Origin of the sequence: Mycobacterium sp. E2497 (genome assembly GCF_001668695.1) — a bacterium.
In the GTDB taxonomy this organism is placed as follows: Bacteria; Actinomycetota; Actinomycetes; order Mycobacteriales; family Mycobacteriaceae; genus Mycobacterium.
In genome coordinates this window covers 1-25,748 of sequence record NZ_LZKD01000182.1, presented here as the reverse complement: position 1 = coordinate 25,748, position 25,748 = coordinate 1, and the positions used below count along the sequence as shown (strand labels likewise).

At 69.6% G+C, this 25,748-nt stretch carries 27 protein-coding genes and 1 pseudogene; 23 read left to right on the top strand and 5 right to left on the bottom strand.

The window, feature by feature from the left end:
• The 3 genes from A5713_RS17050 to mqo all read right to left on the bottom strand — a co-directional run.
• On the bottom strand, positions 1–730 hold a 730-nt coding region (locus A5713_RS17050), incomplete at its 3' end, for an ATP-binding protein (protein ID WP_156751918.1).
• Positions 727–1,197 carry a GNAT family N-acetyltransferase gene (locus A5713_RS17045; protein WP_067924889.1) on the bottom strand — a complete coding sequence of 157 codons (471 nt, stop codon included), beginning with the start codon at positions 1,195–1,197 and terminating at the stop codon, positions 727–729. The genes A5713_RS17050 and A5713_RS17045, both read right to left, overlap by 4 nt.
• Complete coding sequence (mqo, locus tag A5713_RS17040) at positions 1,194–2,696, bottom strand: malate dehydrogenase (quinone) (RefSeq protein WP_255398411.1); 1,503 nt, start codon at positions 2,694–2,696, stop codon at positions 1,194–1,196. Before mqo ends, A5713_RS17045 begins: the two co-directional genes overlap by 4 nt.
• Positions 2,697–2,819: 123 nt before the next feature.
• Here mqo and A5713_RS17035 point away from each other — a divergent pair, with 123 nt between their 5' ends.
• On the top strand, positions 2,820–3,842 hold the full coding sequence (locus A5713_RS17035; protein ID WP_068097401.1) for an alpha/beta hydrolase: 1,023 nt from the start codon (positions 2,820–2,822) through the stop codon (positions 3,840–3,842).
• Between the two features lie 4 nt (positions 3,843–3,846).
• Positions 3,847–5,226: a mycothione reductase gene (gene mtr, locus A5713_RS17030; RefSeq protein ID WP_068097399.1), complete on the top strand. Its 1,380-nt coding sequence runs from the start codon at positions 3,847–3,849 to the stop codon at positions 5,224–5,226.
• Positions 5,227–5,371: 145 nt separating this feature from the next.
• Here the strand turns inward: mtr and A5713_RS17025 are convergent, their stop codons facing one another.
• Positions 5,372–5,836 carry a Fur family transcriptional regulator gene (locus A5713_RS17025; RefSeq protein ID WP_068097407.1) on the bottom strand — a complete coding sequence of 155 codons (465 nt, stop codon included), beginning with the start codon at positions 5,834–5,836 and terminating at the stop codon, positions 5,372–5,374.
• Between the two features lie 167 nt (positions 5,837–6,003).
• Between A5713_RS17025 and A5713_RS17020 the strand changes: the two genes are divergently transcribed.
• From A5713_RS17020 to A5713_RS29725, 21 genes and pseudogenes are all read left to right on the top strand, one after another.
• Positions 6,004–7,119: a HoxN/HupN/NixA family nickel/cobalt transporter gene (locus A5713_RS17020; protein WP_067924899.1), complete on the top strand. Its 1,116-nt coding sequence runs from the start codon at positions 6,004–6,006 to the stop codon at positions 7,117–7,119.
• A 72-nt stretch (positions 7,120–7,191) separates the two neighbouring features.
• On the top strand, positions 7,192–7,527 hold the full coding sequence (locus A5713_RS17015; RefSeq protein ID WP_067924901.1) for a hydrogenase maturation nickel metallochaperone HypA: 336 nt from the start codon (positions 7,192–7,194) through the stop codon (positions 7,525–7,527).
• A 28-nt stretch (positions 7,528–7,555) separates the two neighbouring features.
• A complete protein-coding gene (gene hypB, locus A5713_RS17010; protein ID WP_068097397.1) occupies positions 7,556–8,326 on the top strand; it encodes a hydrogenase nickel incorporation protein HypB in 771 nt (256 codons plus the stop codon).
• A gap of 224 nt (positions 8,327–8,550) precedes the next feature.
• Positions 8,551–9,606 (top strand): hydrogenase expression protein HypE, encoded by a 1,056-nt coding sequence (locus A5713_RS17005; protein ID WP_068097394.1) that lies wholly within the window; start codon positions 8,551–8,553, stop codon positions 9,604–9,606.
• Positions 9,607–9,688: 82 nt separating this feature from the next.
• Entirely contained in the window at positions 9,689–11,488 is a 1,800-nt protein-coding gene (locus A5713_RS17000; RefSeq protein WP_067918259.1) for a nickel-dependent hydrogenase large subunit, read from the top strand.
• A 2-nt stretch (positions 11,489–11,490) separates the two neighbouring features.
• Positions 11,491–12,408: a NifU family protein gene (locus A5713_RS16995; protein WP_068097391.1), complete on the top strand. Its 918-nt coding sequence runs from the start codon at positions 11,491–11,493 to the stop codon at positions 12,406–12,408.
• Positions 12,405–13,031, top strand: coding sequence for a DUF5947 family protein (locus A5713_RS16990; RefSeq protein WP_067918258.1), 627 nt, complete (start codon positions 12,405–12,407; stop codon positions 13,029–13,031). Before A5713_RS16995 ends, A5713_RS16990 begins: the two co-directional genes overlap by 4 nt.
• Positions 13,028–13,678: a DUF6084 family protein gene (locus tag A5713_RS16985; protein WP_068097386.1), complete on the top strand. Its 651-nt coding sequence runs from the start codon at positions 13,028–13,030 to the stop codon at positions 13,676–13,678. Before A5713_RS16990 ends, A5713_RS16985 begins: the two co-directional genes overlap by 4 nt.
• On the top strand, positions 13,675–14,988 hold the full coding sequence (locus A5713_RS16980; RefSeq protein WP_068097382.1) for a hypothetical protein: 1,314 nt from the start codon (positions 13,675–13,677) through the stop codon (positions 14,986–14,988). Before A5713_RS16985 ends, A5713_RS16980 begins: the two co-directional genes overlap by 4 nt.
• Before the next feature lie 151 nt (positions 14,989–15,139).
• Positions 15,140–15,649 carry a hydrogenase maturation protease gene (locus tag A5713_RS16975; protein ID WP_067920994.1) on the top strand — a complete coding sequence of 170 codons (510 nt, stop codon included), beginning with the start codon at positions 15,140–15,142 and terminating at the stop codon, positions 15,647–15,649.
• The gene (locus A5713_RS16970) at positions 15,640–15,906 is read left to right on the top strand and encodes a HypC/HybG/HupF family hydrogenase formation chaperone (RefSeq protein WP_068097379.1); all 267 of its coding nucleotides are present in this window, start codon (positions 15,640–15,642) and stop codon (positions 15,904–15,906) included. The genes A5713_RS16975 and A5713_RS16970 overlap by 10 nt, the downstream gene beginning before the upstream one ends.
• A gap of 1 nt (position 15,907) precedes the next feature.
• Entirely contained in the window at positions 15,908–18,277 is a 2,370-nt protein-coding gene (hypF, locus tag A5713_RS16965; RefSeq protein ID WP_068097377.1) for a carbamoyltransferase HypF, read from the top strand.
• Positions 18,274–18,996 carry a HypC/HybG/HupF family hydrogenase formation chaperone gene (locus A5713_RS16960; protein WP_067921000.1) on the top strand — a complete coding sequence of 241 codons (723 nt, stop codon included), beginning with the start codon at positions 18,274–18,276 and terminating at the stop codon, positions 18,994–18,996. The genes hypF and A5713_RS16960 overlap by 4 nt, the downstream gene beginning before the upstream one ends.
• Positions 18,993–19,682: an SIS domain-containing protein gene (locus A5713_RS16955; RefSeq protein WP_068097375.1), complete on the top strand. Its 690-nt coding sequence runs from the start codon at positions 18,993–18,995 to the stop codon at positions 19,680–19,682. The genes A5713_RS16960 and A5713_RS16955 overlap by 4 nt, the downstream gene beginning before the upstream one ends.
• Positions 19,679–20,791 (top strand): hydrogenase expression/formation protein HypE, encoded by a 1,113-nt coding sequence (hypE, locus tag A5713_RS16950; protein ID WP_082973003.1) that lies wholly within the window; start codon positions 19,679–19,681, stop codon positions 20,789–20,791. Before A5713_RS16955 ends, hypE begins: the two co-directional genes overlap by 4 nt.
• Before the next feature lie 25 nt (positions 20,792–20,816).
• Positions 20,817–21,089 (top strand): HypC/HybG/HupF family hydrogenase formation chaperone, encoded by a 273-nt coding sequence (locus tag A5713_RS16945; protein ID WP_067921005.1) that lies wholly within the window; start codon positions 20,817–20,819, stop codon positions 21,087–21,089.
• A gap of 66 nt (positions 21,090–21,155) precedes the next feature.
• The gene (gene hypD / locus A5713_RS16940; protein ID WP_067921007.1) at positions 21,156–22,295 is read left to right on the top strand and encodes a hydrogenase formation protein HypD; all 1,140 of its coding nucleotides are present in this window, start codon (positions 21,156–21,158) and stop codon (positions 22,293–22,295) included.
• Complete coding sequence (locus A5713_RS16935; RefSeq protein WP_255398410.1) at positions 22,292–23,041, top strand: DUF6390 family protein; 750 nt, start codon at positions 22,292–22,294, stop codon at positions 23,039–23,041. The genes hypD and A5713_RS16935 overlap by 4 nt, the downstream gene beginning before the upstream one ends.
• 20 nt (positions 23,042–23,061) lie before the next feature.
• A complete protein-coding gene (locus A5713_RS16930; RefSeq protein WP_068097372.1) occupies positions 23,062–24,198 on the top strand; it encodes an alkaline phosphatase family protein in 1,137 nt (378 codons plus the stop codon).
• A 103-nt stretch (positions 24,199–24,301) separates the two neighbouring features.
• Entirely contained in the window at positions 24,302–24,754 is a 453-nt protein-coding gene (locus A5713_RS16925; protein WP_068097369.1) for a hypothetical protein, read from the top strand.
• Between the two features lie 149 nt (positions 24,755–24,903).
• Positions 24,904–25,320 (top strand): annotated as a pseudogene (locus tag A5713_RS29725) (PPE family protein); the annotation flags it as partial.
• Positions 25,321–25,620: 300 nt separating this feature from the next.
• Here the strand turns inward: A5713_RS29725 and A5713_RS29720 are convergent.
• Positions 25,621–25,695, bottom strand: a complete 75-nt coding sequence (locus A5713_RS29720) for a hypothetical protein (protein WP_369804488.1) — start codon at positions 25,693–25,695, stop codon at positions 25,621–25,623.
• Between the last annotated feature and the right edge of the window lie 53 nt (positions 25,696–25,748).

Here is a 25,748-nt window from a genome sequence, read left to right as displayed (position 1 = left end):
CGTCGACGTCGAACGCCGCGCACACCGCGGCGATGCGCCGTAATTCGTTGTCCGGCAACACCACCTGACCGACCAGCGCCCGCGCGTCGGCGATCCGGCGGGCCAGCTCGGCCTCGGCGTCGGCGTAGCTTTCGGCGAATGCGTCGGGGTCGGCCTCGTAGGCCATGCGCTGGCGGACGACCTGGACCCGCACGTCGACGTCGCGCGACGCGTGCACGTCGACGGTGAGACCGAACCGGTCCAGCAGTTGCGGGCGCAGCTCGCCCTCTTCGGGATTCATGGTGCCGATCAGCACGAACCGGGCCTCGTGCGAATGGGAGATGCCGTCGCGTTCGATGTGCACCCGGCCCATCGCGGCGGCGTCCAGCAGCACGTCCACCAGATGGTCGTGCAGCAGGTTGACCTCGTCGACGTAGAGCACCCCGCCGTGGGCGCGGGCGAGCAGCCCCGGCGAGAAGGCATGCTCGCCGTCGCGCAGCACCCGCTGCAGGTCCAGCGAGCCGATCACCCGGTCTTCGGTTGCGCCGAGCGGCATTTCGACGAGTCCGGTCCCGTCGCTACCGTTGGCGGCGGACAGCAGCGCCGCCAGACCGCGCACGGCCGTCGACTTGGCCGTGCCCTTTTCGCCCCGGATCAGCGCGCCGCCGATCTCCGGTCGAACCGCGCACAACAGCAGCGCCAGGCGCAGCTGGTCGTGCCCGACGATCGCGCTGAACGGATACGGCCTCACGGTAGCTCCGTCAGGCCGGAGCCCGGGCGCAGCATCGGCACGTGCGGGACGCCGTCGTCGACGAAATCATCACCGGCGCGCACGAAGCCGTGCTGGGCGTACATGTCGGCCAGATAGGTTTGCGCGTCGATCCGGCACGGGTAGTCGCCCACCTCGGCCAGGGCGGCGCGCAGCAGCCGAGTGGTGTGGCCCTGCCCGCGGGCGCTGCGTTTGGTGCACAGCCGGCCGATCCGGAACGTCTTTCGGCCGCCGGCGTGCTCCTCCATCAAGCGCAAGGTGCAGATCACCTCGCCCTCGGGCGTCTCGAGCCAGAAGTGCCGCGTCTCGGCGAGCAGGTCGCGCCCGTCGAGCTCCGGGTACGGGCAGGCCTGTTCCACCACGAACACCTCCACCCGCAACTTGAGCAGCTCGTAAAGGGTCCGCGCGCCAAGGTCTTTGGCCCAGGACCGACGCAAAGCTTCACTCATGACCGAACCCCCGAATCGGACCTCAACCCCAGCACGTCTGTGCTCCAGGACCACACCTCGTCGTACAGCGCCGGCTCATTGGACAGCTCGACGCCCAGCGACGGCACCATCTCTTTGAGCGCGGGCAGCCAGGAGCGGTAGCGGTCGGCGAAGCACCGCTGCAACACCTCGAGCATGGCCGACACGGCCGTCGACGCTCCCGGAGAGCCGCCCAGCAGCCCGGCGATGCTGCCGTCGGCGGCGGCCAGCACGGTGGTGCTGAAATCCAGCACGCCCCCCTTGCGCCTGTCGCGCCGGATCACCTGCACGCGCTGACCGGCCACGGTCAGCTCCCAGTCGGAATCCACCGCGCTGGGCGCGAATTCGCGCAACGCGTGGATGCGGTCCGGTTCGGACAGCCGCAGCTGGCCGATCAGGTAGTTGACCAGCTTCAGCTGGGTGAGGCCCACCCCGAGCATGGACACCGCGTTGTCGGGTTTCACCGAGCGGGGCAGGTCGGACAGGCGGCCGTGCTTCAAGAACTTCGGCGACCAGCCGGCGTACGGCCCGAACACCAGCCACGGTTTGCCGTTGACGAACCGCAGGTCCAGGTGCAGAGCGCCGAGCGGCGGGGCTCCCGGTGCCGGCACCCCGTACACCTTGGCCCGGTGGGCGGCGACGAGCTGCGGGTTGTCGGTGCGCAGGAACCGGCCGCCGATGGGGAATCCGGCGAAACCCCTGACCTCTTCGATGCCGGACTTCTGCAGCAACGGCAGCGCGTCGCCGCCGGCCCCGACGAAGACGAATTTGGCGTTCAGCCGGTGCTTTTCGCCGGTGCGCCGGTTGCGCAGCAGCAGCGTCCAGGTGCCGTCGGACTGCCGCGTCAGATCGCGGACCTCGTGGCCGAACAGCGCGGTCGCGCCGCCCTGCACGCAAAAGCCGACGAGTTGGCGGGCCAGCGCACCGAAGTCCACGTCGGTGCCGTGCGGGGCCCAGTTCAGGGCGGTCGGCTCGGAGAAGTCGCGCCTGGCGGCCATGAACGGCAGCCGGCGGGCGAACTCGCTCGGGTCGTCGATGAATTCGGTGCCGGCGAACAGGGGGTTGGGCGCCAGGGCCCGCTGCCGTCGGCACAGAAACTCGACGCGCCGCGCGCCGCGGACGAAGCTCACGTGCGGAAGCGGGTTGAGGAAGCCGGTGTCGGTCAACATCCCGTTCTCGACGGCGTACGCCCAGAATTGGCGGCTCACCTGGAACTGCTCGTTGATGCGCACCGCCTTGGTGATGTCGATCGAACCGTCGGCGTTCTCCGGGGTGTAGTTGAGCTCGCACAGCGCGGAATGCCCCGTGCCGGCGTTGTTCCAGGGGCTGCTGCTTTCCGCGGCGACGGCGTCCAGCCGCTCGACAACGGTCATCGACCAGTCGGGCTGCAACCTGCGCAGCAACGCACCCAGCGTTGCGCTCATGATGCCCGCGCCCACCAGCACGACGTCCGTGCGTGCGGTTCTGGCTAGCGACGACACCTGCTCCTTGGTCCTTTCCTCGACTGCGCCGACACTCAGGCTATCCCGAGGTAAACCCGGCACGAACGGCATGCGCCCCCCGGTGGCCAGCAAAACCTCTAAGCTGGCCTGGTGAGTGGCGGGGTGACTGGCTGGGAACCCGATGTCCTGCCCGGCTATTGGCAGCGCACCATCCCCCTCGGGCCCGACCCGGTCGGCGAAGGGGAGATCGTCGCGACGCTGATCCGGCGCGGTGAGCCGGCCCGGCGGCCCGGCCCGGGCCACGCGGTCCTGGCCGTGCACGGCTACACCGATTACTTCTTCAACACGGCGCTCGCCGATCACTTCGCCGATCGCGGCTTCGCCTTCTACGCGCTGGACCTACAGAAATGCGGCCGGTCGCGCCGCGACGGGCAGACGCCGCACTTCATCACCAATCTCGACGACTACGACGCCGAACTCGAACACGCGCTGGCCGTCATCCGGGAGCACGACCGGTCCCCCCGGGTTCTGGTGTACGGCCATTCCGCCGGGGGGCTCATCGTGTCGTTGTGGCTGGACCGGCTTCGCCGCCGCGATGCCGCGGCCCACGCCACCGTCGGGGGGTTGGTGCTCAACAGCCCGTTCTTGGACCTGCACGGCCCGGCGGTCCTGCGGCTGCCGGTCACCTCGGCGCTGATCGCCGGCCTGTCGCGGGTGCGCTCCAAGGGGGTGGTCCGCACACCCACCGAGGGCGGTTACGGCACCACCCTGCACCGCGACTACCACGGTGAGTTCGACTACGACCTGCAGTGGAAACCATTGGGCGGCTTCCCCATCACGCTCGGCTGGCTCAACGCCATCCGCCGCGGCCACGCCCGGTTGCACCGCGGGCTCGACGTCGGGGTGCCCAACCTGATCCTGCGCTCGGATCACACCGTGCGAGAGACCAGCGACGCGACGTCCATGCAGTGCGGCGACGCGGTGCTCGACGTCACCCAGATCGCCAGGCGGGCCGGCTGCATCGGGAATCACAGCACCATCGTTCCCATCGGCGACGCCAAACACGACGTCTTCCTGTCGCTGCCGCAGCCCCGGCAGGCGGCCTATCGCCAGCTGGACCTCTGGCTCGACGACTACCTCGACGCCGAACGCACGGACGCCTCGCCCTCATCGAGGAAGGGCTGACGGGGTGGAGACGTACGACATCGCGATCATCGGAACCGGTTCGGGCAACATGCTTCTCGACGATCGCTTCCTGGCCAGGCGCGCGGCGCTGTGCGAGCACGGCACGTTCGGCGGGACCTGCCTCAACGTCGGGTGCATCCCGACCAAGATGTTCGTCTACGCCGCCGAGGTCGCCACGACGATCCGCGACGCCGCGCGCTACGGGATCGACGCACACATCGACCGGGTGCGCTGGGACGACATCGTCTCGCGCATCTTCGGCCGGATCGATCCGATCTCGATGAGCGGGGAGGACTACCGCCGCGCATCACCCAACGTCGACCTGTACAGCCAGCACACCCGGTTCGGACCGGTTCAGTCCGACGGTCGCTACCTGTTGCGCACCGATGCCGGTGACGAATTCACCGCCGAGCAGGTGGTGATCGCGGCTGGGTCGCGCCCGGTGATTCCGCCTGCGATCGCCGACTGCGGCGTCGCCTATCACACCAGCGACACGATCATGCGGATCCCCGAGCTGCCCGAGCACCTCGTGATCGTCGGAAGTGGCTTCGTCGCCGCCGAATTCGCCCACGTCTTCTCCGCCCTCGGCGTCCACGTCACGCTGGTGATCCGTGGCGGCTCCATGCTGCGGCACTGTGACGACACCCTGTGCAAACGCTTCACCCGTATGGCCGCGTCCAAATGGGAGCTGCGCACCCACCGCAACGTCGTGGGGGGCACCGACAACGGCTCGGGCGTCTCGCTGCGGCTCGACGACGGGTCCACGCTGAACGCCGACCTGCTGCTGGTCGCCACCGGCCGGGTGTCCAACGCCGACCTGCTCGACGCCGAACAGGCGGGCGTCGATGTCGAGGACGGCCGGGTGCTGGTCGACGAATACCAGCGGACCTCGGCGCGTGGCGTCTTCGCCCTCGGCGACGTCTCCTCGCCGTACCAGCTCAAGCACGTCGCCAACCACGAGGCCCGCGTCGTGCAACACAACCTGCATTGCGACTGGGACGACACCGGGTCGATGGTGATGACCGATCACCGCTACGTGCCGTCGGCGGTGTTCACCGATCCGCAGGTGGCGACCGTCGGCCTGACCGAAAACCAGTCCATCGCAAAGGGATTCGATATCTCCGTCGCGATACACGACTACGGCGATGTGGCCTACGGGTGGGCGATGGAGGACACCACCGGGATAGTCAAGCTGATCGCCGATCGGAACACCGGCCGGCTGCTGGGGGCGCACATCATGGGCCCCCAGGCGTCATCGATCATCCAGCCGCTGATCCAGGCCATGAGTTTCGGGCTGACCGCCCCGCAGATGGCCCGCGGACAGTACTGGATTCATCCGGCGCTGCCGGAGGTTGTCGAGAACGCGCTACTGGATCTGGGCTAGTGGCGATCGCAAGCGCGGCGTAGCCGGGCGCCGCGGGTCGCCACCATCGGACCAGTGCGATCGCAAGCGCGGCGTAGCCGGGCGCCGCGGGTCGCCACCATCGGACCAGTGCGATCGCAAGCGCGGCGTAGCCGGGCGCCGCGGGTCAGCGCCGCTGGCACCGGGGGCACAGGCCGTGCAGCGTCAGGCCCGCGGCTTCGGACAGCGCGAAGGAACTGCCCGCCATCGCGTGTTCCAACGCCGAACTGAGCTGCCGGGCGGGCACCTCGATGATCGAGCCGCATTCGGTGCACACGGCGTGGTGGTGCGGCGCGGTGGCCATCCCGTAGGTCGTGACGCCGCCGTCCAGCGTCAGCGCGTGCAACACCCCCTGCCCGACCAGGGTGGTCACCGTGCGGTAGATGGTGGCCACGTCGGGTGCGTGCGCGCCGTGCGGCAGGCAGGCCTGCACCCGCTTGTGGATCTCCGCCACCGGCAGGTGCCCGTCCACCGGCTCGAGCACGGCCAGCACCTGGATCCGCGACGACATCCGCCGCAGCCCCCTGGCGCGCAGCAGGTCGCCGATCCGGGCGGTGACGGAGGGATCCAATGCTGACGGCTGGGGCGTCACCCGTTCAGTGTCGCGCCGCCGCCCTGGGCGCGCCAGTTTTCCGCCGAATTGGGCCCGCGCACCGGCCATGGCGATTCCTGCGACCCACTTGCATGTAGTTGACCGTGGCGCAAACCGGCACATACAGTCGTGCCGGTTGCTCCCCTCCCGATGCTGGAAGGACCCCGGTGACCAGTACCGAGCTCGACCGGCGCCCGTCATGGACGACCCGGCTTCGCAGCGCCCTGAGCCCGGCGGAGTGGTGGCGGCTCGCCGCCATGCTGACGGTCATCGTCGGGCTCCACGTGGTCGGCTGGTTCACCCTGGTGGCCTTGGTTGCGCCCGCACAATTCAGCCTCGGCGGCAAGGCATTTGGTGTCGGCATCGGGCTGACGGCCTACGCCCTGGGCATGCGGCACGCGTTCGACGCCGACCACATCGCGGCCATCGACAACACCACCCGCAAACTGATGAACGACGGGCAGCGCCCCCTGGCCGTCGGATTCTTCTTCTCGCTGGGCCATTCCACGGTGGTCTTCGGGCTGGCGGTCCTGCTGGCGTCGGGGGTCAAGACCGTCGTCGGACCGGTCCGGGACGACTCGTCGAACCTGCATCACTACACGGGGCTGATCGGCACCGGCGTCTCCGGCGTGTTCCTGTATGCGATCGCCCTGCTCAACGTCGTCGTGCTCGTCGGCATCCTGCGGGTGTTCGCCCGGCTGCGCCGCGGCGACTACGACCCGGCCACCGACGGAGCGGAGCTGGAACGGCAGCTGGACAACCGGGGCCTGATGAACCGGATCCTCGGCCGGTTCACCAAGTCGATCACCCGGTCGTGGCACTCCTACCCCGTCGGGCTGCTGTTCGGGCTCGGCTTCGACACCGCCACCGAGATCGCGCTGCTGGTTCTGGCGGGCACCAGTGCGGCCGCCGGGTTGCCCTGGTACGCCATCCTGTGCCTGCCCGTGTTGTTTACCGCCGGCATGTGCCTGCTGGACACCGTCGACGGCTCGTTCATGAACTTCGCCTACGGCTGGGCCTTTTCCAACCCGGTGCGCAAGATCTACTACAACATCACCATCACCGCCCTGTCAGTTGTGGTCGCGCTGCTGATCGGCAGCGTCGAACTCCTCACCCTGCTGCAAGAGCAGTTCGGCTGGCGCGGCCCGTTCTGGAGCTGGATCGGCGGGCTGGACCTCAACGTCGTCGGCTACTTCGTCGTGGGCACGTTCGTCGTCACCTGGGCGGTGGCGCTGCTGGTCTGGCGTTACGGCCGCCTCGAGCAGAAGTGGACGTCCTCCTGACACCGCTGCGCGGCCGGGCCGTCCGGGTGTAGAACAGTGCTCATGACCCTCGCTGGACGCCGGTGATCGCCGGTGCACGAGCTGTCGCTGTGTGAGGCGATCGCCGGTGTGGTCAAGACGCATGCCGACGGCCGGCACGTCGACGTGGTGCGCGTGCGGATCGGCGCACTGCGCCAGGTGGTGCCCGAATCGTTGTCGTTCTGCTGGACGCTGGTGCGAGACGCCGAGGACATGCCGGAGGCCGAGCTGGAACTCGAGTGCGTCGGCGCCGAGGTCCGCTGCCGCGCATGCGGCCGCCAATCGGAGATCACGTCGGCCTGGTCGATCTGGTGTCCGCAGTGCGACAGCTCCGACGTCGAGGTGTTGCGGGGCAACGAATTCTTGGTGACGTCGCTGGACGTATCGTGAAAAGTGAACGCTGCGAACGGGTTTGACCATGGGAAGATTTCATCGGCACGACGACGGAGCCATGCACGCTCACGAGCACGACGACCCAGACCACCGGCACGGCGATCACGGCCAGTACCGGACCGGCAAGCAGCGCGTCGACGTGCTGGAGGCGATCTTCGCGGAGAACGACCTGCTCGCCGACGCCAACCGGGCGGCGTTCGAGAGCAACGGGGTGCGCACGCTGAACCTGATGAGCTCGCCGGGATCGGGCAAGACGACCGTCCTGCAGGCGACGCTCGACGAGCTCGCCGGCGAGCTTGCCATCGGGGTGATCGAAGGCGACATCGCCACCGACCTGGACGCGGCCAAGCTCAGCGGCCGCGGCGCCCAGGTGTCACTGCTCAACACCAGCAACGGTTTTGGCGGCGAGTGCCATCTGGACGCGCCGATGGTGAACCGCGCCCTGCCGGGCCTGGACCTTGCCGCGCTGGACCTGGTGATCATCGAGAACGTCGGCAACCTGGTCTGCCCGGCGGAGTTCGACGTCGGCGAGCACGCCAAGGCCATGGTGTACTCCGTGACCGAGGGCGAGGACAAGCCGCTGAAGTACCCGGTCATGTTCCGGTCGGTGGATGTGGTGCTGCTCAACAAGATTGACCTGGTCCCCTACCTCGATGCCGATGTCGACACCTACATCGAGCACGTGCGCATGGTCAACGCGACGGCGACCATCCTGCCGCTCAGCGCGCGCACCGGGGCCGGGATGGCCGCGTGGTTCGGCTGGCTGCGACGCTTCGCCGGGGAGCCGTCGGCCTAACGGTCCGTCTTGCAACGGTTTTGCATGACGCCGGCCGCCACGCCCGCCGACTCCCGGCCCGGCGGCACGAAACAGCTTGCAACGCTTGTCTAACTACTTGGTCCCCCAGAACCGTTGACACGCCCGGCGGTGAGGAGTAGACCCAAAAATTAGCGCTGCGCAAGTGGGCCGACGGTCGACTCCGGCGGCGCAGGGGCCTCAGCCCGGTCCCGGAAAGCTGCAGCATGCCAACAGAAGCAGCAGTCAAAGCGGAAGAAACGCTGATCCACGTTCTATGGATCAATGCGGGGCTCAGTTGTGACGGCGATTCGGTGGCGTTGACTGCCGCCACCCAACCCACAGTCGAGGAGATCGCCCTGGGCGCTCTGCCGGGACTGCCGAAGGTCGCCGTGCACTGGCCACTCATCGATTTCGAATGCGGACCCAGCGGGGGGGCGGACGACTTCCTCTCCTGGTTCTTCAAAGCCGACCGCGGTGAGCTCGAGCCCTTCGTGCTGGTCGTCGAGGGGTCCATTCCCAACGAGAAGATCAAGGACGAGGGCTACTGGTGCGGGTTCGGCAACGACCCGGCCACCGGCCAGCCGATGACCACCAGCGAGTGGCTCGACCGGCTGGCGCCCAAGGCCACCGCGATCGTCGCGGTCGGGACGTGCGCCACCTACGGCGGCATCCACGCGATGGCCGGCAATCCGACCGGGGCAATGGGCGTCCCCGACTACCTCGGCTGGGACTGGAAGAGCAAGGCCGGCATCCCGATCGTCTGCGTCCCCGGCTGCCCGATCCACCCGGACAACCTGTCGGAGACGCTGACCTACCTGCTCTACATGGCGACCGGCCAGGCACCGATGATCCCGCTCGACGACGCGCTGCGCCCCAAGTGGTTGTTCGGCAACACCGTCCACGAGGGCTGTGACCGCGCCGGCTACTACGAGCAAGGTGACTTCGCCACCGAATACGGGTCACCCAAATGCATTGTCAAGCTTGGCTGTTGGGGTCCGGTCGTGAAGTGCAACGTGCCCAAGCGCGGGTGGATCAACGGTGTCGGCGGCTGCCCGAACGTCGGCGGCATCTGCATCGGGTGCACCATGCCGGGCTTCCCCGACAAGTTCATGCCGTTCATGGACGAGCCGCCGGGCGGCAAGCTGTCCAGCACCGCGGTCGGCCTGTACGGAACCGTGATTCGCAGCTTGCGGGGTATCACCGCGCGCACCGTCGACAAGGAACCGCGGTGGCGCCACAGCGGGAACCAACTCACCACCGGGGCGCGCCGGACCTGGTAGGTCGCCTACCAGCTCGGCGCGCTTCGTCCTCACCATCTCCAGCCCTCAGGCCCAACGGCCCACAGCGGGAAGAAGTAGCGCGATGACAACCATCATTCCGGAGCCCACCCACGCCAACCGCGAACCCGGCCAACTGGTCGACATGGCCTGGGACCCCATCACCAGGATCGTGGGCAGCCTGGGCATCTACACCAAGATCGACTTCGAGAATCGCGAGGTCGTCGAGTGCCACAGCACCTCGTCGATCTTCCGCGGCTACTCGATCTTCATGAAGGGCAAGGATCCTCGCGACGCCCACTTCATCACCAGCCGCATCTGCGGCATCTGCGGCGACAATCACGCCACCTGCTCGTGCTACGCGCAGAACATGGCGTACGGGGTCAAGCCGCCGCATCTCGGCGAGTGGATCGTCAACCTGGGCGAGGCCGCGGAATACATGTTCGACCACAACATCTTCCAGGAGAACCTGGTCGGCGTGGACTTCTGCGAGAAGATGGTCTCCGAGACCAACCCGAGCGTGCTTTCGCTGGCGGAGAAGACGCCCGCGCCGCAGGCCGGGGCGCACGGGTACCGGACGATCGCCGACATCATGCGCTCGCTGAACCCGTTCACCGGCGAGTTCTACCGCGAGGCGCTGGCGGTCAGCCGCTGGACGCGAGAGATGTTCTGCCTCATGGAGGGTCGCCACGTGCACCCCTCCACGCTGTACCCCGGCGGCGTCGGCACGGTCGCGACCATCCAGCTGATGACCGATTACATGACGCGGCTGATGCGCTATGTCGAGTTCATGAAGAAGGTCGTGCCGATGCACGACGATCTGTTCGACTTCTTCTACGAGGCGCTGCCCGGGTATGAGAAGGTCGGGCTGCGCCGCACCCTGCTCGGCTGCTGGGGCTCCTTCCAGGATCCCGAGGTGTGCAACTTCGCATACAAGGACATGGAGCGCTGGGGCAACGCCATGTTCGTGACCCCGGGCGTGGTGGTCGACGGAAAACTCGTCACCCACTCGCTGGTGGACATCAACCTAGGCATCCGGATCCTTTTGGGCAGTTCGTATTACGACGACTGGACCGATCAGGAGATGTTCGTCAAGACCGATCCGCTGGGCAACGCGGTGGACCGGCGCCACCCGTGGAACCAGCACACCAACCCGCACCCGCAGAAGCGCGACATGGACGGCGGCAAGTACAGCTGGGTGATGTCGCCGCGCTGGTTCGACGGCAAGGACCACCTGGCGCTGGACACCGGCGGCGGCCCGCTGGCGCGGCTGTGGGCGACCGCGCTGGCCGGCCTGGTCGACATCGGCTACGTCAAGGCCACCGGCAACAGCGTCAAGATCAGCCTGCCGAAGACCGCGCTCAAGGGCCCGGTCGAGTTCGAGTGGAAGGTACCCAAGTACGGCAGCAACACGATCGAACGCGACCGGGCGCGCACCTACTTCCAGGCCTACGCGGCGGCCTGCGCGCTGCACTTCGCCGAGAAGGCGCTCGAGGAGATCCGGGCCGGCCGCACCAAGACGTGGGAGCGCTTCGAGGTGCCCGACGAGGCCATCGGCTGCGGATTCACCGAGGCGGTGCGCGGCGTGCTCAGCCACCACCTGGTGATCCGGGACGGCAAGATCGCCAACTACCACCCGTACCCGCCCACCCCGTGGAACGCCAACCCGCGCGACAGCTACGGCACGCCGGGGCCGTACGAGGACGCGGTGCAGGGCCAGCCGATCTTCGAGGAGAACAGCCGCGAGAACTTCAAGGGCATCGACGTCATGCGCACGGTGCGCAGCTTCGACCCGTGCCTGCCCTGCGGCGTGCACATGTACCTGGGTAAGGGCAAGACCCTGGACAGACTGCACACGCCGACACAGTCACCCGTCGGGCAGTGACTATGGTGGATCGCCCGGAAACCCTTGGCGACAACGACGCGAAATGGCGCACAGCGGGCGATCGGATCCAGACCCTGCTGGACTCCTGCGCGGCGGGCGGTGCGGCCGCGCAGGAACGCGCCCGGCAGCTGGTCCGCGAGGTGGTCGGGCTCTACGGGGCCGGGCTGGAGCGGATCATGCTGTTGGCTCAGGACGGTCCAGGCCCCGGCCTGGCCGAGCGGCTGGCCACCGACGACCTGGTGGCCAGCCTGCTCTTGATCCATGGCCTGCACCCGCACGACGTCCGCCGCCGGGTGTCCGACGCGCTCGACCGGGTGCGGCCGTACCTGGGCTCGCACGGCGGGGACGTGGACCTGATCGAAGTGACGGAGAGGCCCGAAGGTGTTGGCGTGCTCCTCGCTTTCAAAGGCAGCTGCAAGAGCTGTCCGTCGTCGGCGGTGACGCTGGAGTTGGCCGTCGAGGACGCGGTGCGCGCCGCGGCCCCCGAGATCTCCTCGATCGAGGTGGTGGCGGCCGAGCCCGGCACCACGACCGTCATCCCGGCCGAATCGCTGCTGGCGCGCGTGCATTCCAACGGCTCCGGCAGCTGGCATCCGGCGCCCGAGCTGGCCGACCTGGCACCCGGGGAGGTGGCGGGCTATCGAGTCGACGCGACCACCGTGCTGGCGTGCCGGGTCGGCGATCAGACTTTCGCGTACCGGGACCATTGCCCGGTGTGTGACGCCACCCTGGCCGGTGCGAAACTGTATGGGACGCAACTGCGTTGCCCCCGCTGTCAGACGGACTTCGACGCCGTACATGCCGGGGCCGGCGTGAACGGCGCGCACCTGGATCCCCTGCCCCTGTTGGCCCGCGACGGCGTGCTGTCGGTGGCGTTGCCGGCCCGGGAGCCGGCGCAAGCGATGGGAGCCCCGGCATGACGACCCCGTACGAGGTCCTCACCCGGATCCGCAGCAACCGGCCGGCCCCCGAACCGGCCGGTGAGCGCTGCGAGATGTGCTCGGAATCGGTCGCCGACGAGCATCAGCACGTGGTCAATGTGGCCGACCGGCAGCTGATGTGCGTGTGCCGCGCCTGCTACCTGCTGTTCACCGACTCCCGTGCCGAACTGCGCTACCGCGCGGTGCCCGACCGGTATCTGTCCTTCCCCGACTTCGCGCTGGACCGGCGCGCCTGGGAGGCACTGCAAATCCCGGTGGGGGTCGCGTTCTTCTTCACCAACTCGGCCCTGGGGCGCACCGTCGCCTTCTACCCCGGACCGGCCGGGGCGTGCGAATCCGAGCTCGCCCTCGACGTGTGGGACGCGCTCAGCGGCGCCGACGCCCGGGTGGGCCTGCTGACGGACGACGTGGAGGCGCTCCTGGTGCGCGTCCCCGAATCCGGTTCGCCGCAAAGCTATCTCGTTCCCATCGACGCCTGCTACGAATTCGTCGGGCGGCTTCGCCTGCTGTGGCGCGGGTTCGACGGGGGGCAGGAGGCCCGTGAGTTCATCGACGGCTTCTTCTCCCGCCTCGAGGCCCGCGCAGTCAAGACACCGCCATGATGGACATCGACTTCTCGGTCCTTGACGTGGCGCCCGAACCGTACGCCGTCACGCCGGTGCTGACGGCGCGGGTCGCCGTGGCCACCGGCGGCGCTGACGGCGGGGACCCGGTGCACGCGATCGCCCTGCGCTGCCAGGTCCGCATCGAGCCGCTGCGGCGGTCGTACTCCGACGACGAGGCGGCCGGCCTGACGGACCTGTTCGGGTCGCGCGAACGCTGGGCGAGCACCCAGCGCACCTTCCTCTGGCAGCACTGCACCGCGATGGTCCAGGGCTTCACCGGCAACACGACCGTCGCCCTGCCGCTGGAGTGCACCTACGACTTCGAGGTCACCGCCGCCAAATACCTGCACGCACTGCGTGACGGCGCCGTGGCCCTCCAATTCCTGTTCAGCGGAACGATTTTCGTCCGGTCCGACCGCTGGTTCTCCGTCCAGCAGATCCCGTGGGACTGCGAAGACCACTACGACATGCCGGTCGCGGTCTGGCGGCAGCTGATCGCCCAGCACTACCCGAACGCCGGATGGCTGCGGCTGAACCACGAGACGATCGCCGCGCTGGCGGCCTACAAGTCGGCCCACGGGCTGCTCGATCTCGACCACGCGATCACCTCCCTGCTGGACGCGGACCGGGAGACGGCGCGGTGACCGCGGACCGGGCCCGCGCCGTCGCCGACGCGGTGCTCTACGAGGGCTACCTGCTCTATCCGTATCGCGGAACGTCGAGCAAGAACCAATCCCGCTGGCAGTTCGGCGTTCTGGGACCGCCCGGGGCCGCGGACGCGGGCCTGGGCGAGGACGCCACCCTGGCGGCGCAGTTCCTGGTCCAGGGCGCGCGGGAGTTGCACCTGGTGGTGCGGTTCCTGCAGCTGCAGCACCGCCGGGCTGAGCGTGAGGTCGCCCCCGGCGAATACCGGCCCGTCGACCAGCTGACGACCGCGGGCGGGTCGTGGCTCAGCTGGGACGAGGCGGTCGAATGCGAAAGGCCCTTCGGCCCTGTCGCGCTGGACGGCGGGCCGTGGACACTGTCGGTGACGGCGGATGCGGGCACCGACATCGAATTCCTCGAGGGCGGTCGCCTGGTGCGCCAACGACGGGAGGTACGTGGCGTGCTGACGGTCGCCGGCGAGGCGGACGGCGACCTGTGCCGGGTGTCGGTGCGGCTCAGCAACGTCGGCGACGCCGCGGTGGACAAGAACGACGCGATCGCCCGGTCCATGATCGGCACACACTTCATCGCCGAACTCGAGGAGGGCCAGTTCGTCTCGCTGCTCGAGCCGCCCCCGTCGGCGGTCGCCGCGGTGTCCCGGTGCGCCCAGCATCGCTGCTTCCCGGTGCTGGCCGGCCCACCCGGCGCCCGGGACCTGCTGCTGATCTCGCCGATCATCCTCTACGACCACCCCGAGGTCGCCGAACAGAGCGACACCGCCCTGTATGACTGCACGGAGATCGACGAGATCCTCACCCTGCGGGTGATGACCATGACCGACGAGGAGAAGGCACAGGCCCGGGCCACGGATCCGCGAGCGGCGCGAATCATCGACGCGTGTGACGCCATGTCCCCCGAGGCGATGGCGCGCCTGCACGGCGTGCTGCGCGATCCGGTCTCGGGTCTGGTCCCGCAGATCCCCGAGGGCGTCGACTGGTGGGATCCGCTGGCCGACAACGCCGTTCGGCCGGAAATCGATGCGGTGCTGGTGAACGGGACCCGGGTGGCGCGCGGCAGCCGGGTCCGGCTGCGGCCGCGGCGCAACGCCGACGCGCAGGATATCTTCGTCGCCGGCAAGACCGCCCGCGTGACCTCGGTGCACTCCGACGTCGAGGGCAACATGCATGTCGCGGTCGTCGTCGACGACGACCCCGCCGCCGACCTGCACGACTGGTACGGCCGTTATCTCTACTTCTCCCCCGACGAAATCGAGCCCCTGGAAGCTCACCGCAGCCCCGCAAACTCGTGAAAGGAGTTCTCTGATGGAAATCCTCGGCTGGATATTCCTCGCTATCATCGCGTTGGTGCTCGTGATCGGACTGGCGCTGGGGGTGGTATCCATCCCCGATGCCCGCCGCTACCTCAAGCTGAGGCGGATGTAACTTGCTCGGACGGCGGAGATGACAGCGCGCATCCTGGTAGCGGGCATCGGCAACATTTTCCTGGGCGACGACGGGTTCGGATCGGAGGTGATCCGCAACGCGGAGATCCCGCGGGACGATCCCAGCGTTCGCGTCACCGACTACGGCATCAGCGGCATGCACCTGGCCTACGACCTGCTCGACGAATGGGACACTCTGGTGCTGATCGACGCGGTGCCCAACCGCGGCAACCCCGGAGCGTTGCACGTCTTCCAGGCCGACCATGAATCGGATTCGGCTGCAACGGGTTTCGACGGTCACAGCATGGATCCGGCCGCGGTGTTCGCCAGCTTGCGGGCACTGGGCGGCACCCCGCCCTACACCGTCGTCGTCGGATGCGAGGCGGGCAGCGTCGAGGAGGGCATCGGCCTCACCGAGCCCGTGGCCAGGGCGGTTCCCCGCGCCGCACGGGCCGTCGAGGAGATCGTCGCGGCGTTGCACGCGCGCCCGGCCGCCGCCCCCGAAGGGACCGCTGAGCCATGTGTTTAGGGATTCCCGGTCAAGTGATCCGGATGCTGGACGGCTTCGAAGGGCAGCTCGCGTTGGTGGACGTCACCGGCGAGCAGCGGCGGGTCAACGTCGGCATGCTGCCGGAAGAGACATTCAAACCCGGCGACTGGATCATCATCCACATGGGCTTCGCCATCGAAAAGACCGACGGCGCGGGCGCCGAGCAGGCGATGGCCGGTCTCGAGCTGATGGGGCGGGGCCGTGCCGACGGGACTGACTTCCCGGAGGGCGGCTGACATGACCCAGTCCCCCCTGCTGCTGCGGCATGACCCCGCTTCCCGGGTTCGGCAGCGCTTCACCGTGACCGGTGTTGTGCAGGGGGTTGGCTTCCGGCCCTTCGTGCACCGCATCGCGACCGAGCTCGGCCTGTCCGGCTTCGTCGGCAACGACTCCGGCGCCGTGTTCGTCGAGGTGCAGGGCGAACCCGCGCGCGTGGCCGAATTCGGCCGGCGCCTGCGCGCCGACGCGCCGCCGCTGGCCCGGATCAGCCACGTCAGCGTCGACGAACTTTCCGCCGACGCCGGCTGCGGATGCGGGTTCTCGATCGTGGACAGCCGGGCGGTCCCCGGCGCCACGACACCGATCCCGCCCGACATCGCGGTGTGCGACGACTGCGTCGCCGAGCTCTTCGACCCGCGCGACCGCCGCTACCGCCACCCCTTCGTCACCTGCACCAACTGCGGGCCGAGGTTCACCATCATCCGCGAACTGCCCTACGATCGCCCGGCCACCACCATGTCGGGGTTCGCCATGTGCGAAGGCTGCGCCGCCGAATACCACGACCCGGCGGATCGCCGGTTCCACGCGCAGCCGATCGCCTGCCCCGACTGCGGGCCGTCCCTGTGGTTCTCCTCGGCGGCCGGGCGGATCGACGGGGCGGACGCCGCGCTGGCGGCCACCCAGCGCGCGCTGGCCGCGGGCGCGGTGGTCGCCATCAAGGGCGTCGGCGGCTACCACCTGGCCTGCAGCGTCAGCGACGGCGCGGCGGTCGACGCGCTGCGCACCCGAAAGGCCCGCGGCGCCAAGCCGTTCGCCATGCTGGTCCGCGACCTCAAGGTGGCGCGCCGCTACGCCCACGTCGACGACACCGAGGCCGCGGCGCTGCTGAGTCCCGCCCGCCCGATCGTGCTGCTGCGGCGCCGGCCCGGTGAGGACGGCGCGCCGGTCGCCCACGGCGTCGCGCCCGGCAGCCCGTTGCTCGGCCTGATGCTGCCGTACTCCCCCATCCATCACCTGCTGCTGGCGCCCGTCCCCGGCGCGGCCGGCGAGCCCCCCGCCGCGCTCGTGCTCACCAGCGCCAACCGATCCGACGAGCCGATCTGCTTCACCGATGACGATGCCGCACAACGGCTTCCGGCGCTCTGCGACGCGGTCCTGGACCACGACCGCCCGATCCACGTCCCGTGCGACGACTCGGTGGTGCGCATCATCAAAGACGGCGGGCGCGACGCCGAGCTGCCGATCCGCCGGTCCCGCGGGTACGCCCCGCTGCCGATAGACCTGAACGTGGCGGGCCCGCCGGTGCTGGCAGTCGGCGGGGAGTTGAAGAACACGTTCTGCCTCACCGACGGCGCGCGCGCCTACCTGTCGGGGCACATCGGTGACATGTCCACCTGGGAGACGCTGCGCGCATTCGAGCGGGCGGTGCACCAGCTCAGCGAAATACGCGGCGAGCCCGCCCGATTGGCCGCCGACCTGCATCCGGGGTATCACACCCGAAGCTGGGCGGAGCGCCACGCGGACGGCCGGCCGCTGGACCTGGTTCAGCACCATCACGCGCACGTCGTGTCGCTGCTGGCCGAGCACGGACGCATCGGCGAACCGGTCATCGGGGTCTCCTTCGACGGCACCGGTTACGGATGCGACCAGAGCGTGTGGGGCGGTGAGATTCTCCGGCTCGGCGGCGACAGCCACCGATTCGTCCGAGCCGGCCACCTGCTGGCGGTGCCACTGCCCGGCGGTGACGCGGCGGTCCGCAACCCGTGGCGGATGGCGTTGTCGCAGCTGTGGTCGGCCGGCATCGACTGGACCGCCGACCTGGCCCCCGTCGCGGCGGCGACCCGCGACGAATTGCGCGCCACCCGTGCCCAATTGGAGACGGGGAGGGGCTGCGTGCCGTGTTCGAGCATGGGCCGCCTGTTCGACGCGGTCGCCTCGCTGCTCGGGGTGCGCCACCGCATCGACTACGAAGGCCAGGCCGCCATCGAGCTGGAGGCGCTGGCGGAGTCGGCCGCCGGCAAGGCCGGGCCGTCGCTGCCGCTCATGGTGCGCGCCGACGGGGTGATCGACCCCGCCCCCATGGTGCAGACGCTGGTGTCGGCGCTCTACGCCGGCGCACCAGCTGCGGTGCTGGCCGCGGCGTTCCACGAGGCCGTCGCGGACGCCGTCGCCAAGGTGGTCGCTCAGGTCGCCGGGCCCACCCGGCTGGTGGGCCTCACCGGAGGGGTATTCCAGAACGTGTTGTTGCTGAACGCATGTCGTCAGCGGTTGCAGCGGGCGGGATTCGAGGTGCTGACCCACCGAACGGTGCCGCCGAACGACGGCGGGCTGGCGCTGGGTCAGGCCGCGATCTCCATGCTGACCGCGTCGAGGGGGGCCGACTCATGACCACCACAGCCATCGATCGCGGCCTGGGCGCCGAATTGGCCGAGGACCTGGCCGGCACCGCGTTCACGCTCGCCAAGCGCTTCGCCGCCGGCGCCACCATGTGGTCCATCGCGCCGTCGTGGGAGCCGCATGCGCAGCACATCGCGGTCGAGTTCGTCCACCCGGTGATCATGGGCAAGCGGGCCCTGCCCGCGGTGGCGCTGACCGGACCCGACCTGGTGGATCTGGTCCGGGTGTCCGTGCGGCCGGGTGACATCGTGGTCGCGGTGTCCGGCGCGGACGACGCGCAGGTCCGCTCGGTGATGCGGCGCGCCCCCGCATGGGGCGCCACCACGATCTGGATCGGCAGCGGCGCACGCCCCGCGCCGGGCACGGCCGATCACGTGCTGTGGCTGGACGACCCCGACCCGCGCGTACCCGCGACGGGAGGTTTCGTGCTGTTCTATCACCTGCTGTGGGAATTGACCCACGTGTGTTTCGAGCACCCCGGCCTGCTCAAACCCGAGTGCTCCGAGTCGGTTTGCGTCACCTGCAGCGACGAGGGACGCCCGGCAGAGGCGGTGACGGCGTCGGCCGACGGGCACGCCACGGTCCGCACCGCGCGCGGCACCGAGAACGTGGTGACCACGCTGATCGACCCGGTGGCCGCCGGGGACCTCATTCTGGTGCACGCGGGCATGGCGATCGGCAGACTGGAAGACGAGGAGGGCGCCCGATGAGCCCGGAACACCGCGACGAACCGACCAACTTCCTGTACCCGTTCATCGACGCGCAGGAAGACGATGCCGGGTCGCTGCTGGCCGACCTGGCCGCGTCCGCGCAGGCGAAGGCGGCCGAGAGCCTGGCGCTGCGGCGCTCGACGCTGCAGGCCAACGCCGCACTGCTGGGTCAGGCCGCCGCGGAAGTGGCGCGCCGCTTCGCGGCGGGCGGGCGCATGTTCACCTTCGGAAACGGCGGCAGCTGCACGGATTCCACCACCCTGGCGAGGCTGTTCGCCCGGCCGCCGGTCGGCAAGCCCGAAAAATCCCTGCCCGCGTGGCCGTTGACCGCCGACCAGGCCATCCTGACCGCCCTGGGCAACGACGTCGGATTCGAATTGGTGTTCGCCCGGCAGCTGATCGCCCGCGCCGCCGGAGGCGACATCGCGATCGCCATGTCCACCAGCGGCGGCTCACCCAACCTGCTCGCCGCGCTGGCCGAGGCCCGCCAACGCGGCCTGTACACCATCGGATTCGCCGGCTATGACGGTGGCGCGTTCGCGAACAACCCGAATGTGGACGCCTGCTTCGTCGTTCGCTCGCAAAGCGTGCACCGGATACAGGAATCGCAGGCGCTGCTGGGCTATCAGCTGTGGCTGAGCGTGCACCAACAGCTGGGCGGCGAGCAGGGTCTGGGGGCGGCATGAACAAGCCGGTGGGTGATTACCTTTCGTCGGGGCCGCGGTTCGCCGAGGGTGAGGTGATCGAGCGGATCGAATCGTTCCGCAGGCGCCGCCCGCGCCTGCTCGACGACCACGTGACGCTGGCGCACGGGGCCGGGGGCAAGGCCTCGGCGGCGCTGGTGGACGCGGTCTTCGTGGAGGCGTTTCGCAACCCGCTGCTGGAATCGCTCGGTGACAGCGCGGTACTGCCGCTACCGGGCGGCGAGCGCGTGGCGATGTCGACGGATTCGTTCGTGGTGCAGCCCAGGCGCTTTCCCGGCGGTTCCATCGGCTCGCTCGCCGTGCACGGCACCTGCAACGACCTCGCAATGGCCGGTGCCGTGCCGTCGTGGATCTCCGCGGCGTTCGTGCTCGAAGAGGGCTTCCCCATCGCCGAGTTGAAGGAGATCGTCGCCGACATGGCGGCGGCGGCCGCCGAAGCCGGCGTGCGGATCGTCACCGGCGACACCAAGGTGGTGCCCAAGGGCGCCGTCGACGGGGTGTTCGTCACCACCGCCGGGACCGGCGTCATCCCCGCAGGACGCGCGCTGTCCGCGGCGGCGGTGCGGCCCGGGGACAAGCTGCTGTTGTCGGGATCGATGGGCGATCACGGCATGGCGGTGATGCTGGCGCGGGGCGACCTGGCCATCGAGGCCGACATCGCTTCGGACACCGCTTCGGTCAGCCCGCTGGTGGAGCTGTTGATGGCGGCCGCGCCGTCGACCCGCTGGATGCGCGACGCGACGAGGGGCGGGGTGGGCACGGTCTGCAACGAACTGGCCCAGGCCTGCGGCCTGGGGGTGCTGCTCGAAGAGGAGCGACTTCCGGTGGCGCCCATGGTGAACGGCGCGTGCGAGCTGCTCGGCATCGACCCGCTCTACGTCGCCAACGAGGGCAAGTTCGTCGCCGTCGTCGCGCCCGAGGAGGCGACGGCCGGGCTTGGCGCGCTGCGGTCGCATCCGCTGGGTGCCGATGCTGCCGAGGTCGGGGAAATCGTCACCGAACCGGCCGAAAGCGTGGTGCTGCGAACGGGATTCGGTGGAACGCGGATCGTCGACATGCTGGTCGGTGACCCGCTGCCCCGGATCTGCTGACCTTTGCTGAAAGGAGATACCGGATATGTGTCTTGGGATTCCGGGCCGGATCGTCGAGATCACCGATCCCGCCAACTATTTGGCGAAGGTCGACGTCAGCGGCGTGCAGCGCACCATCAGCGTCCGGCTGCTCGAGGACGACATGCCCGAGCCGGACGACTGGGTCCTGGTGCACGTCGGGTTCGCGATGGCCAAGATCGACGAGACCGAGGCGCTGCTCACCCTGGCCGCCGTCAAGAAACTCGGCGACGCCTACGACACCGAGATCCAGGCTTTCGACTCGTCGGCCATCATCTAGTCCGACGACGATGCGGTCCGGTAACGGACCGAGGAGGAATCGGGCCATCATCTAGGAAGGCGCACAATGAAATTCGTTGACGAGTTCCGTGATCCAGCCGCGGCGCGCAGGCTGCTGGGCGCCATCGGGCGCCTGGCCGGCACCGACTCCCCCGGCGGGGAGCAGTTCAAGTTCATGGAGGTATGCGGCGGGCACACGCACACCATCTACCGGCACGGCATCGAACACCTGCTGCCCGACAACGTCGAACTGGTGCACGGCCCCGGGTGTCCGGTCTGCGTGATCCCGATGGGCCGCATCGACGACGCGATGTGGCTGGCGGGCCAGCCCGACGTGATCTTCACCTGCTTCGGCGACATGATGCGGGTGCCCGGGTCGAAAGGCAGCCTGCTGGACGCCAAGGCGCGCGGGGCCGACGTCCGGTTCGTCTACTCCCCGCTGGACGCGCTGAAGATCGCGCTCGACAACCCCGACAAGCACGTGGTGTTCTTCGCCATCGGTTTCGAGACCACCGCGCCGTCGACGGCGGTGACACTGGTCCGGGCGCGCGAGCAGGGGCTGACCAACTTCAGCGTGTTCTGCAACCACGTGATGATCGTGCCGCCGATCAAAGCCATCCTGGAGTCTCCGGACCTGCGGCTCTCGGGGTTCATCGGCCCCGGGCACGTCTCGACGGTGGTGGGCAACCGGCCCTATCGGTTCGTGCCGGAGGTGTACCGAAAGCCGTTGGTAGTGGCCGGTTTCGAGCCACTCGACATTTTGGCCGCGGTCGCGATGCTGCTCACCCAGATCCGCGAGGGTCGCTGCGAGGTGGAGAACCAGTACAAGCGGGTGGTGCCCGAGCGCGGCAATCCGGCCGCCCTGGCGTTGATGGGCAAAGTGTTTGCCCTGCGCCCCCACTTCGAATGGCGCGGCCTGGGCTTCATCTCCCAGAGTGCGCTGCGGCTGCACGACGACTTCGCGGAGTTCGACGCGGAGCTGCGGTTCTCGATGCCGGGGGTGCGTGTGGCCGACCCCAAGGCATGTCAGTGCGGCGAGGTGCTCAAGGGCGTGCTCAAGCCTTGGGAGTGCAAGGTTTTCGGCACCGCGTGCACCCCGGAGACCCCGATCGGCACCTGCATGGTGTCCCCCGAGGGCGCCTGCGCCGCCTACTACAACTTCGGGCGCATGCACCGTGACGCCGTCAAGCTGGTGGGGCGCGCTTGACCGGTGACCCCAGCGGCTCGCAGCGCGGTGTGGAGATGTTCGCGCGCTACGCCTATGCGCCCAACGCGCTGGGCTACTGCGGTCCCCCGCTGGGCGCCACCCTGCGCGACGGCTCGGCCGACGAGGTGCGCGCGGCCGCGACGCGGTTCTCCGGGGCGTGGCCGTACCTGCGGGTGCTGTCGGCGCTGACCGGCATCGCCGACCCGCTGGATCATCGCCTCGTCGAGGCGTACTGGCTGGGCGGCGGCGTGGGCGCCGACCTGGACCCGCGGGACTTCTTCGAGGCGTTGCTGGGAATCATCGGCCCGCAGGCGGGCCGCTACTGGTCACACCTGACGCCGGACCTGGCCCGCGAGGCCGCCGCCAATCACTGCTTCCACGTGTTCGGCGTGTACCCGTGGACGCGGTTCCTGGGTCGCGGCATGGACCAGCACCCCCTGCAGGTGCTCGACAACTGCCGCATCACCTGGGGGACGGTGGTCTCACGCGACCATGACCGGATCGAGGTGCTGCGCCGCACGCTGGCCTTCGACGGCGAGGCGCTGGCGCTGTCCGAACCGTCCTGCGGCGTGTTCGACGTCTGGACCGATGGGTATAGCGCGGTCCCCGACGTGGCCGCCGGCGACGAGATCGCCCTGCACTGGGGCCGGCTGTGCGGCCGGCTGTCGCCACGGCAGGTCGGCGCACTGGCCGACGGGACCGATCGCCAGCTGCGCCTGACGAGCCGCCGACTGGCGCATGTCTAATTTCGTGCCAGACTGGCCCGATGCCCGGTTCCCTGCGCGACGTGCTGCCCGCCGTCGCCGCACTGCTCGGCGCGCCGGGCGCCGTCGACCGGCTGGGCGTGGCCGACTGGCTCGGCGGAACCGCTGAGCTCGATCGCGTCGCGGTTGTGCTGGTGGACGGGATGGGCTGGCACCTGCTCGGCGACCTCGCCGGCAGCGCCCCGTTGCTCGCCGCGGTGCTCGCCGGGCAAACGGGGCGCCTCACGGAGCTCGCCTGCACCTTCCCGTCGACCACGCCGACGAGCCTGGTTTCCCTGGGCACCGGGGCGCAGCCCGGCGAACACGGGATCCTGGGCTTCACGCTCAACGTTCCCGGCACCGACCGGGTGCTCAATCACATCCTGTGGCGCGACGATCCGCCACACACCCAGTGGCAGCCGCTGCCGACCTGGTTCGGGCGGCTGAACCAGGCCGGTGTGAGGGCGCGCGCCGTGTTGCCGGCCGCGTTCCTGGGCAGCGGGCTGACCGACGCGGCGTATCGCGGCGCGGAATTCCGCCCGGTCCAGCCAACGGACGATAACGCGCAGACAGTGGCAGACGAGCTGCACGCGGCGCCGGGTCTGGTCTACGGGTACACCGCCGCCCTGGACACCGCGGCGCACGCGTTCGGCGTCGGCTCCGGCCAGTGGCACGAGGCGGCGGCCAAGGTGGACGCGCTGCTGACCCGGCTGGTCGAGACGCTGCCCCCGAGGGCGGCGCTGCTGGTGACGGCCGACCACGGCGGTTTCAACGTGCCGCCGGACGCCCGTGTCGACCTTGCCGCCGACGCGCGGCTGGCCGCGGGAGTCCGCGTGGTCGCGGGCGAACCGCGGGTGCGCTACCTGCACACCGAGCCGGGCGCCGCGGCTGACGTTCAGGCCGCCTGGAGTGAGGTACTCGAGGGCAGGGCGCACGTCTACAGCCGCGAGCAGGCCGTGGCCACCGGAATGTTCGGGCCGGTCAGCCCGGTACATCTGGCGCGGATCGGCGACGTCGTCGCCGTCTGCACCGGCGATGCCGCCATCCTGGCCACCGGGCACGAACCGCCGGAAACGGCCCGGCTCATCGGCTTTCACGGCGCGGCGACACCCGTCGAAATGGCCATCCCGCTCATCGCGTTCAAATCCCCTGCCGCGTAGCGCGACCGGCAAAGCGGTGACCGTTGACACACACCGGACTTTGATCGTTTTCACAGCTGGCTTGCCTTGCCGTCCAAGCCTCGCGTTGTAGGTTCGGGCCACTGTGACAGTCGGAGGCACCCGTCGGGTTTCGCGTTGGCGGTCAGCCATCGCGATCGTTGCGGCGCTCGGACTGTTCGGCGCGGTCACCGCGGGCTGGGCGTCGTGTGGGACCGCGGTGGCCGGTGTGGGGCTTCCGCAGGCGGCGGCGCAGCACCAGCAGACCGTGCAGGCCGGCGCGAACACGGCGCCGGCGCGGGCGGACCGCGTCAACCCTGTCGCGCCGCGCTTTTCGTCCGGCTCCACGCCGGCACATCACAAGACCATCAAGAACGCGTGGATGACGCGGGACCGGCCGCCTACGTGGGAGCGCTCGTCACTCCCGTCGATCGGCTCGCCGTTGCCGGATTCGTTCGCGGCCGCGGCATTTCGGTTGTCCGGCCCACCCTCCCGTGATCCCCGGACGGTTCCCCGTGACCGGGACCTGTTGACGCGGCTCTGCATCGCCCGTTGCTGAGGGATCAGTCGCCCGCGGCGGCCGCCGTCGTTGCACCGCCGCGGATGCGGTGAGGCCGTAACCCTTCGGCCTACGTCCCAACAGAAGAGTCCACTGTGCTCGCAACGGCCCCAACGGGCCCATACCGCCGTCGTTAGGCAGAGACAACCATGAACTTCACGACGCTCCCGCCCGAAATCATCTCCGGGCAAATGCATGACGGCCCCGGCCCGCAGCCGATGCAGGAAGCCGCGACGGCCTGGGCCCGCCTGGCCACCCGGCTGCACACCGCGGTCGCGGACTACCGGGCGGTCACCTCGAAGCTGCTGGCCGGATGGGAGGGCCCGACGGCCCCTCCCGACGGCGCGGCGCCCTACATCGATTGGCTGAACGCCACCGCGATACGGGCCGAGCAGGCGGCCACCCAGGCCGCGGCGGCGGCGCGGGCCGCCGAAACGGCTGTGGCGGCTACGGTGCCACCATCGGTGATCGCGGCCAACCGCGCGCTGCGCGGCTCGCTGGCCCTGGCCGACGCGCTGGGACTGGCCGGCCCGGTGATCGCCGACACCGAGGCCGAGTACGAGCGAATGTGGGCCCGGGACGCCGGGGCCATGTACGCCTACGCCGAGGCTTCGGCGCAAGCCGCGGTCCTCACGCCGTTCACCGCCCCGCCCGACGGCGCGGGCGACGGCACCTGGGCGCTGAAGTCCGCGCCGGAGATGCTGTCGGCCGGCAGGCAGCTGATCTTCACCGCCCCCGCCGCCCTGCGGGCGCTGTCGGAATCACCGCTGGCCACGTTCGACGTCTCCCTGGCGTCGGCGACCTGCCCCCTGTCCAAGCTCAGCTCGCTGACGGCGCCGTCGGGTGTCGCGATCGCCAACCTGAATTCACTCAACAAGGCGGCGGCACTGCGGTGCCTGCTGCCTGACCGGCGTCGTGGCCGCCGCCCAGGCCCGGGGCACCGACAGCGCCCCGACCGACGCCCCGCCGCCGGCGCGCACGGTGGTGGCGGGGC

Bases quoted from the DNA above. Each gene is read 5' to 3' on its own strand.
- A5713_RS16930 (WP_068097372.1), top strand. From the start codon at position 23,062: ATGCCCGGTTCCCTGCGCGACGTGCTGCCCGCCGTCGCCGCACTGCTC.
- hypB (WP_068097397.1), top strand. From the start codon at position 7,556: ATGGGAAGATTTCATCGGCACGACGACGGAGCCATGCACGCTCACGAG.
- A5713_RS16990 (WP_067918258.1), top strand. From the start codon at position 12,405: ATGACGACCCCGTACGAGGTCCTCACCCGGATCCGCAGCAACCGGCCG.
- A5713_RS16975 (WP_067920994.1), top strand. From the start codon at position 15,140: ATGACAGCGCGCATCCTGGTAGCGGGCATCGGCAACATTTTCCTGGGC.
- A5713_RS16955 (WP_068097375.1), top strand. From the start codon at position 18,993: ATGAGCCCGGAACACCGCGACGAACCGACCAACTTCCTGTACCCGTTC.
- A5713_RS17005 (WP_068097394.1), top strand. From the start codon at position 8,551: ATGCCAACAGAAGCAGCAGTCAAAGCGGAAGAAACGCTGATCCACGTT.
- A5713_RS17045 (WP_067924889.1), bottom strand. From the start codon at position 1,197: ATGAGTGAAGCTTTGCGTCGGTCCTGGGCCAAAGACCTTGGCGCGCGG.
- A5713_RS16960 (WP_067921000.1), top strand. From the start codon at position 18,274: ATGACCACCACAGCCATCGATCGCGGCCTGGGCGCCGAATTGGCCGAG.
- A5713_RS16970 (WP_068097379.1), top strand. From the start codon at position 15,640: ATGTGTTTAGGGATTCCCGGTCAAGTGATCCGGATGCTGGACGGCTTC.
- hypF (WP_068097377.1), top strand. From the start codon at position 15,908: ATGACCCAGTCCCCCCTGCTGCTGCGGCATGACCCCGCTTCCCGGGTT.
- A5713_RS16995 (WP_068097391.1), top strand. From the start codon at position 11,491: ATGGTGGATCGCCCGGAAACCCTTGGCGACAACGACGCGAAATGGCGC.
- A5713_RS17000 (WP_067918259.1), top strand. From the start codon at position 9,689: ATGACAACCATCATTCCGGAGCCCACCCACGCCAACCGCGAACCCGGC.
- A5713_RS16945 (WP_067921005.1), top strand. From the start codon at position 20,817: ATGTGTCTTGGGATTCCGGGCCGGATCGTCGAGATCACCGATCCCGCC.
- hypD (WP_067921007.1), top strand. From the start codon at position 21,156: ATGAAATTCGTTGACGAGTTCCGTGATCCAGCCGCGGCGCGCAGGCTG.
- A5713_RS16985 (WP_068097386.1), top strand. From the start codon at position 13,028: ATGATGGACATCGACTTCTCGGTCCTTGACGTGGCGCCCGAACCGTAC.
- hypE (WP_082973003.1), top strand. From the start codon at position 19,679: ATGAACAAGCCGGTGGGTGATTACCTTTCGTCGGGGCCGCGGTTCGCC.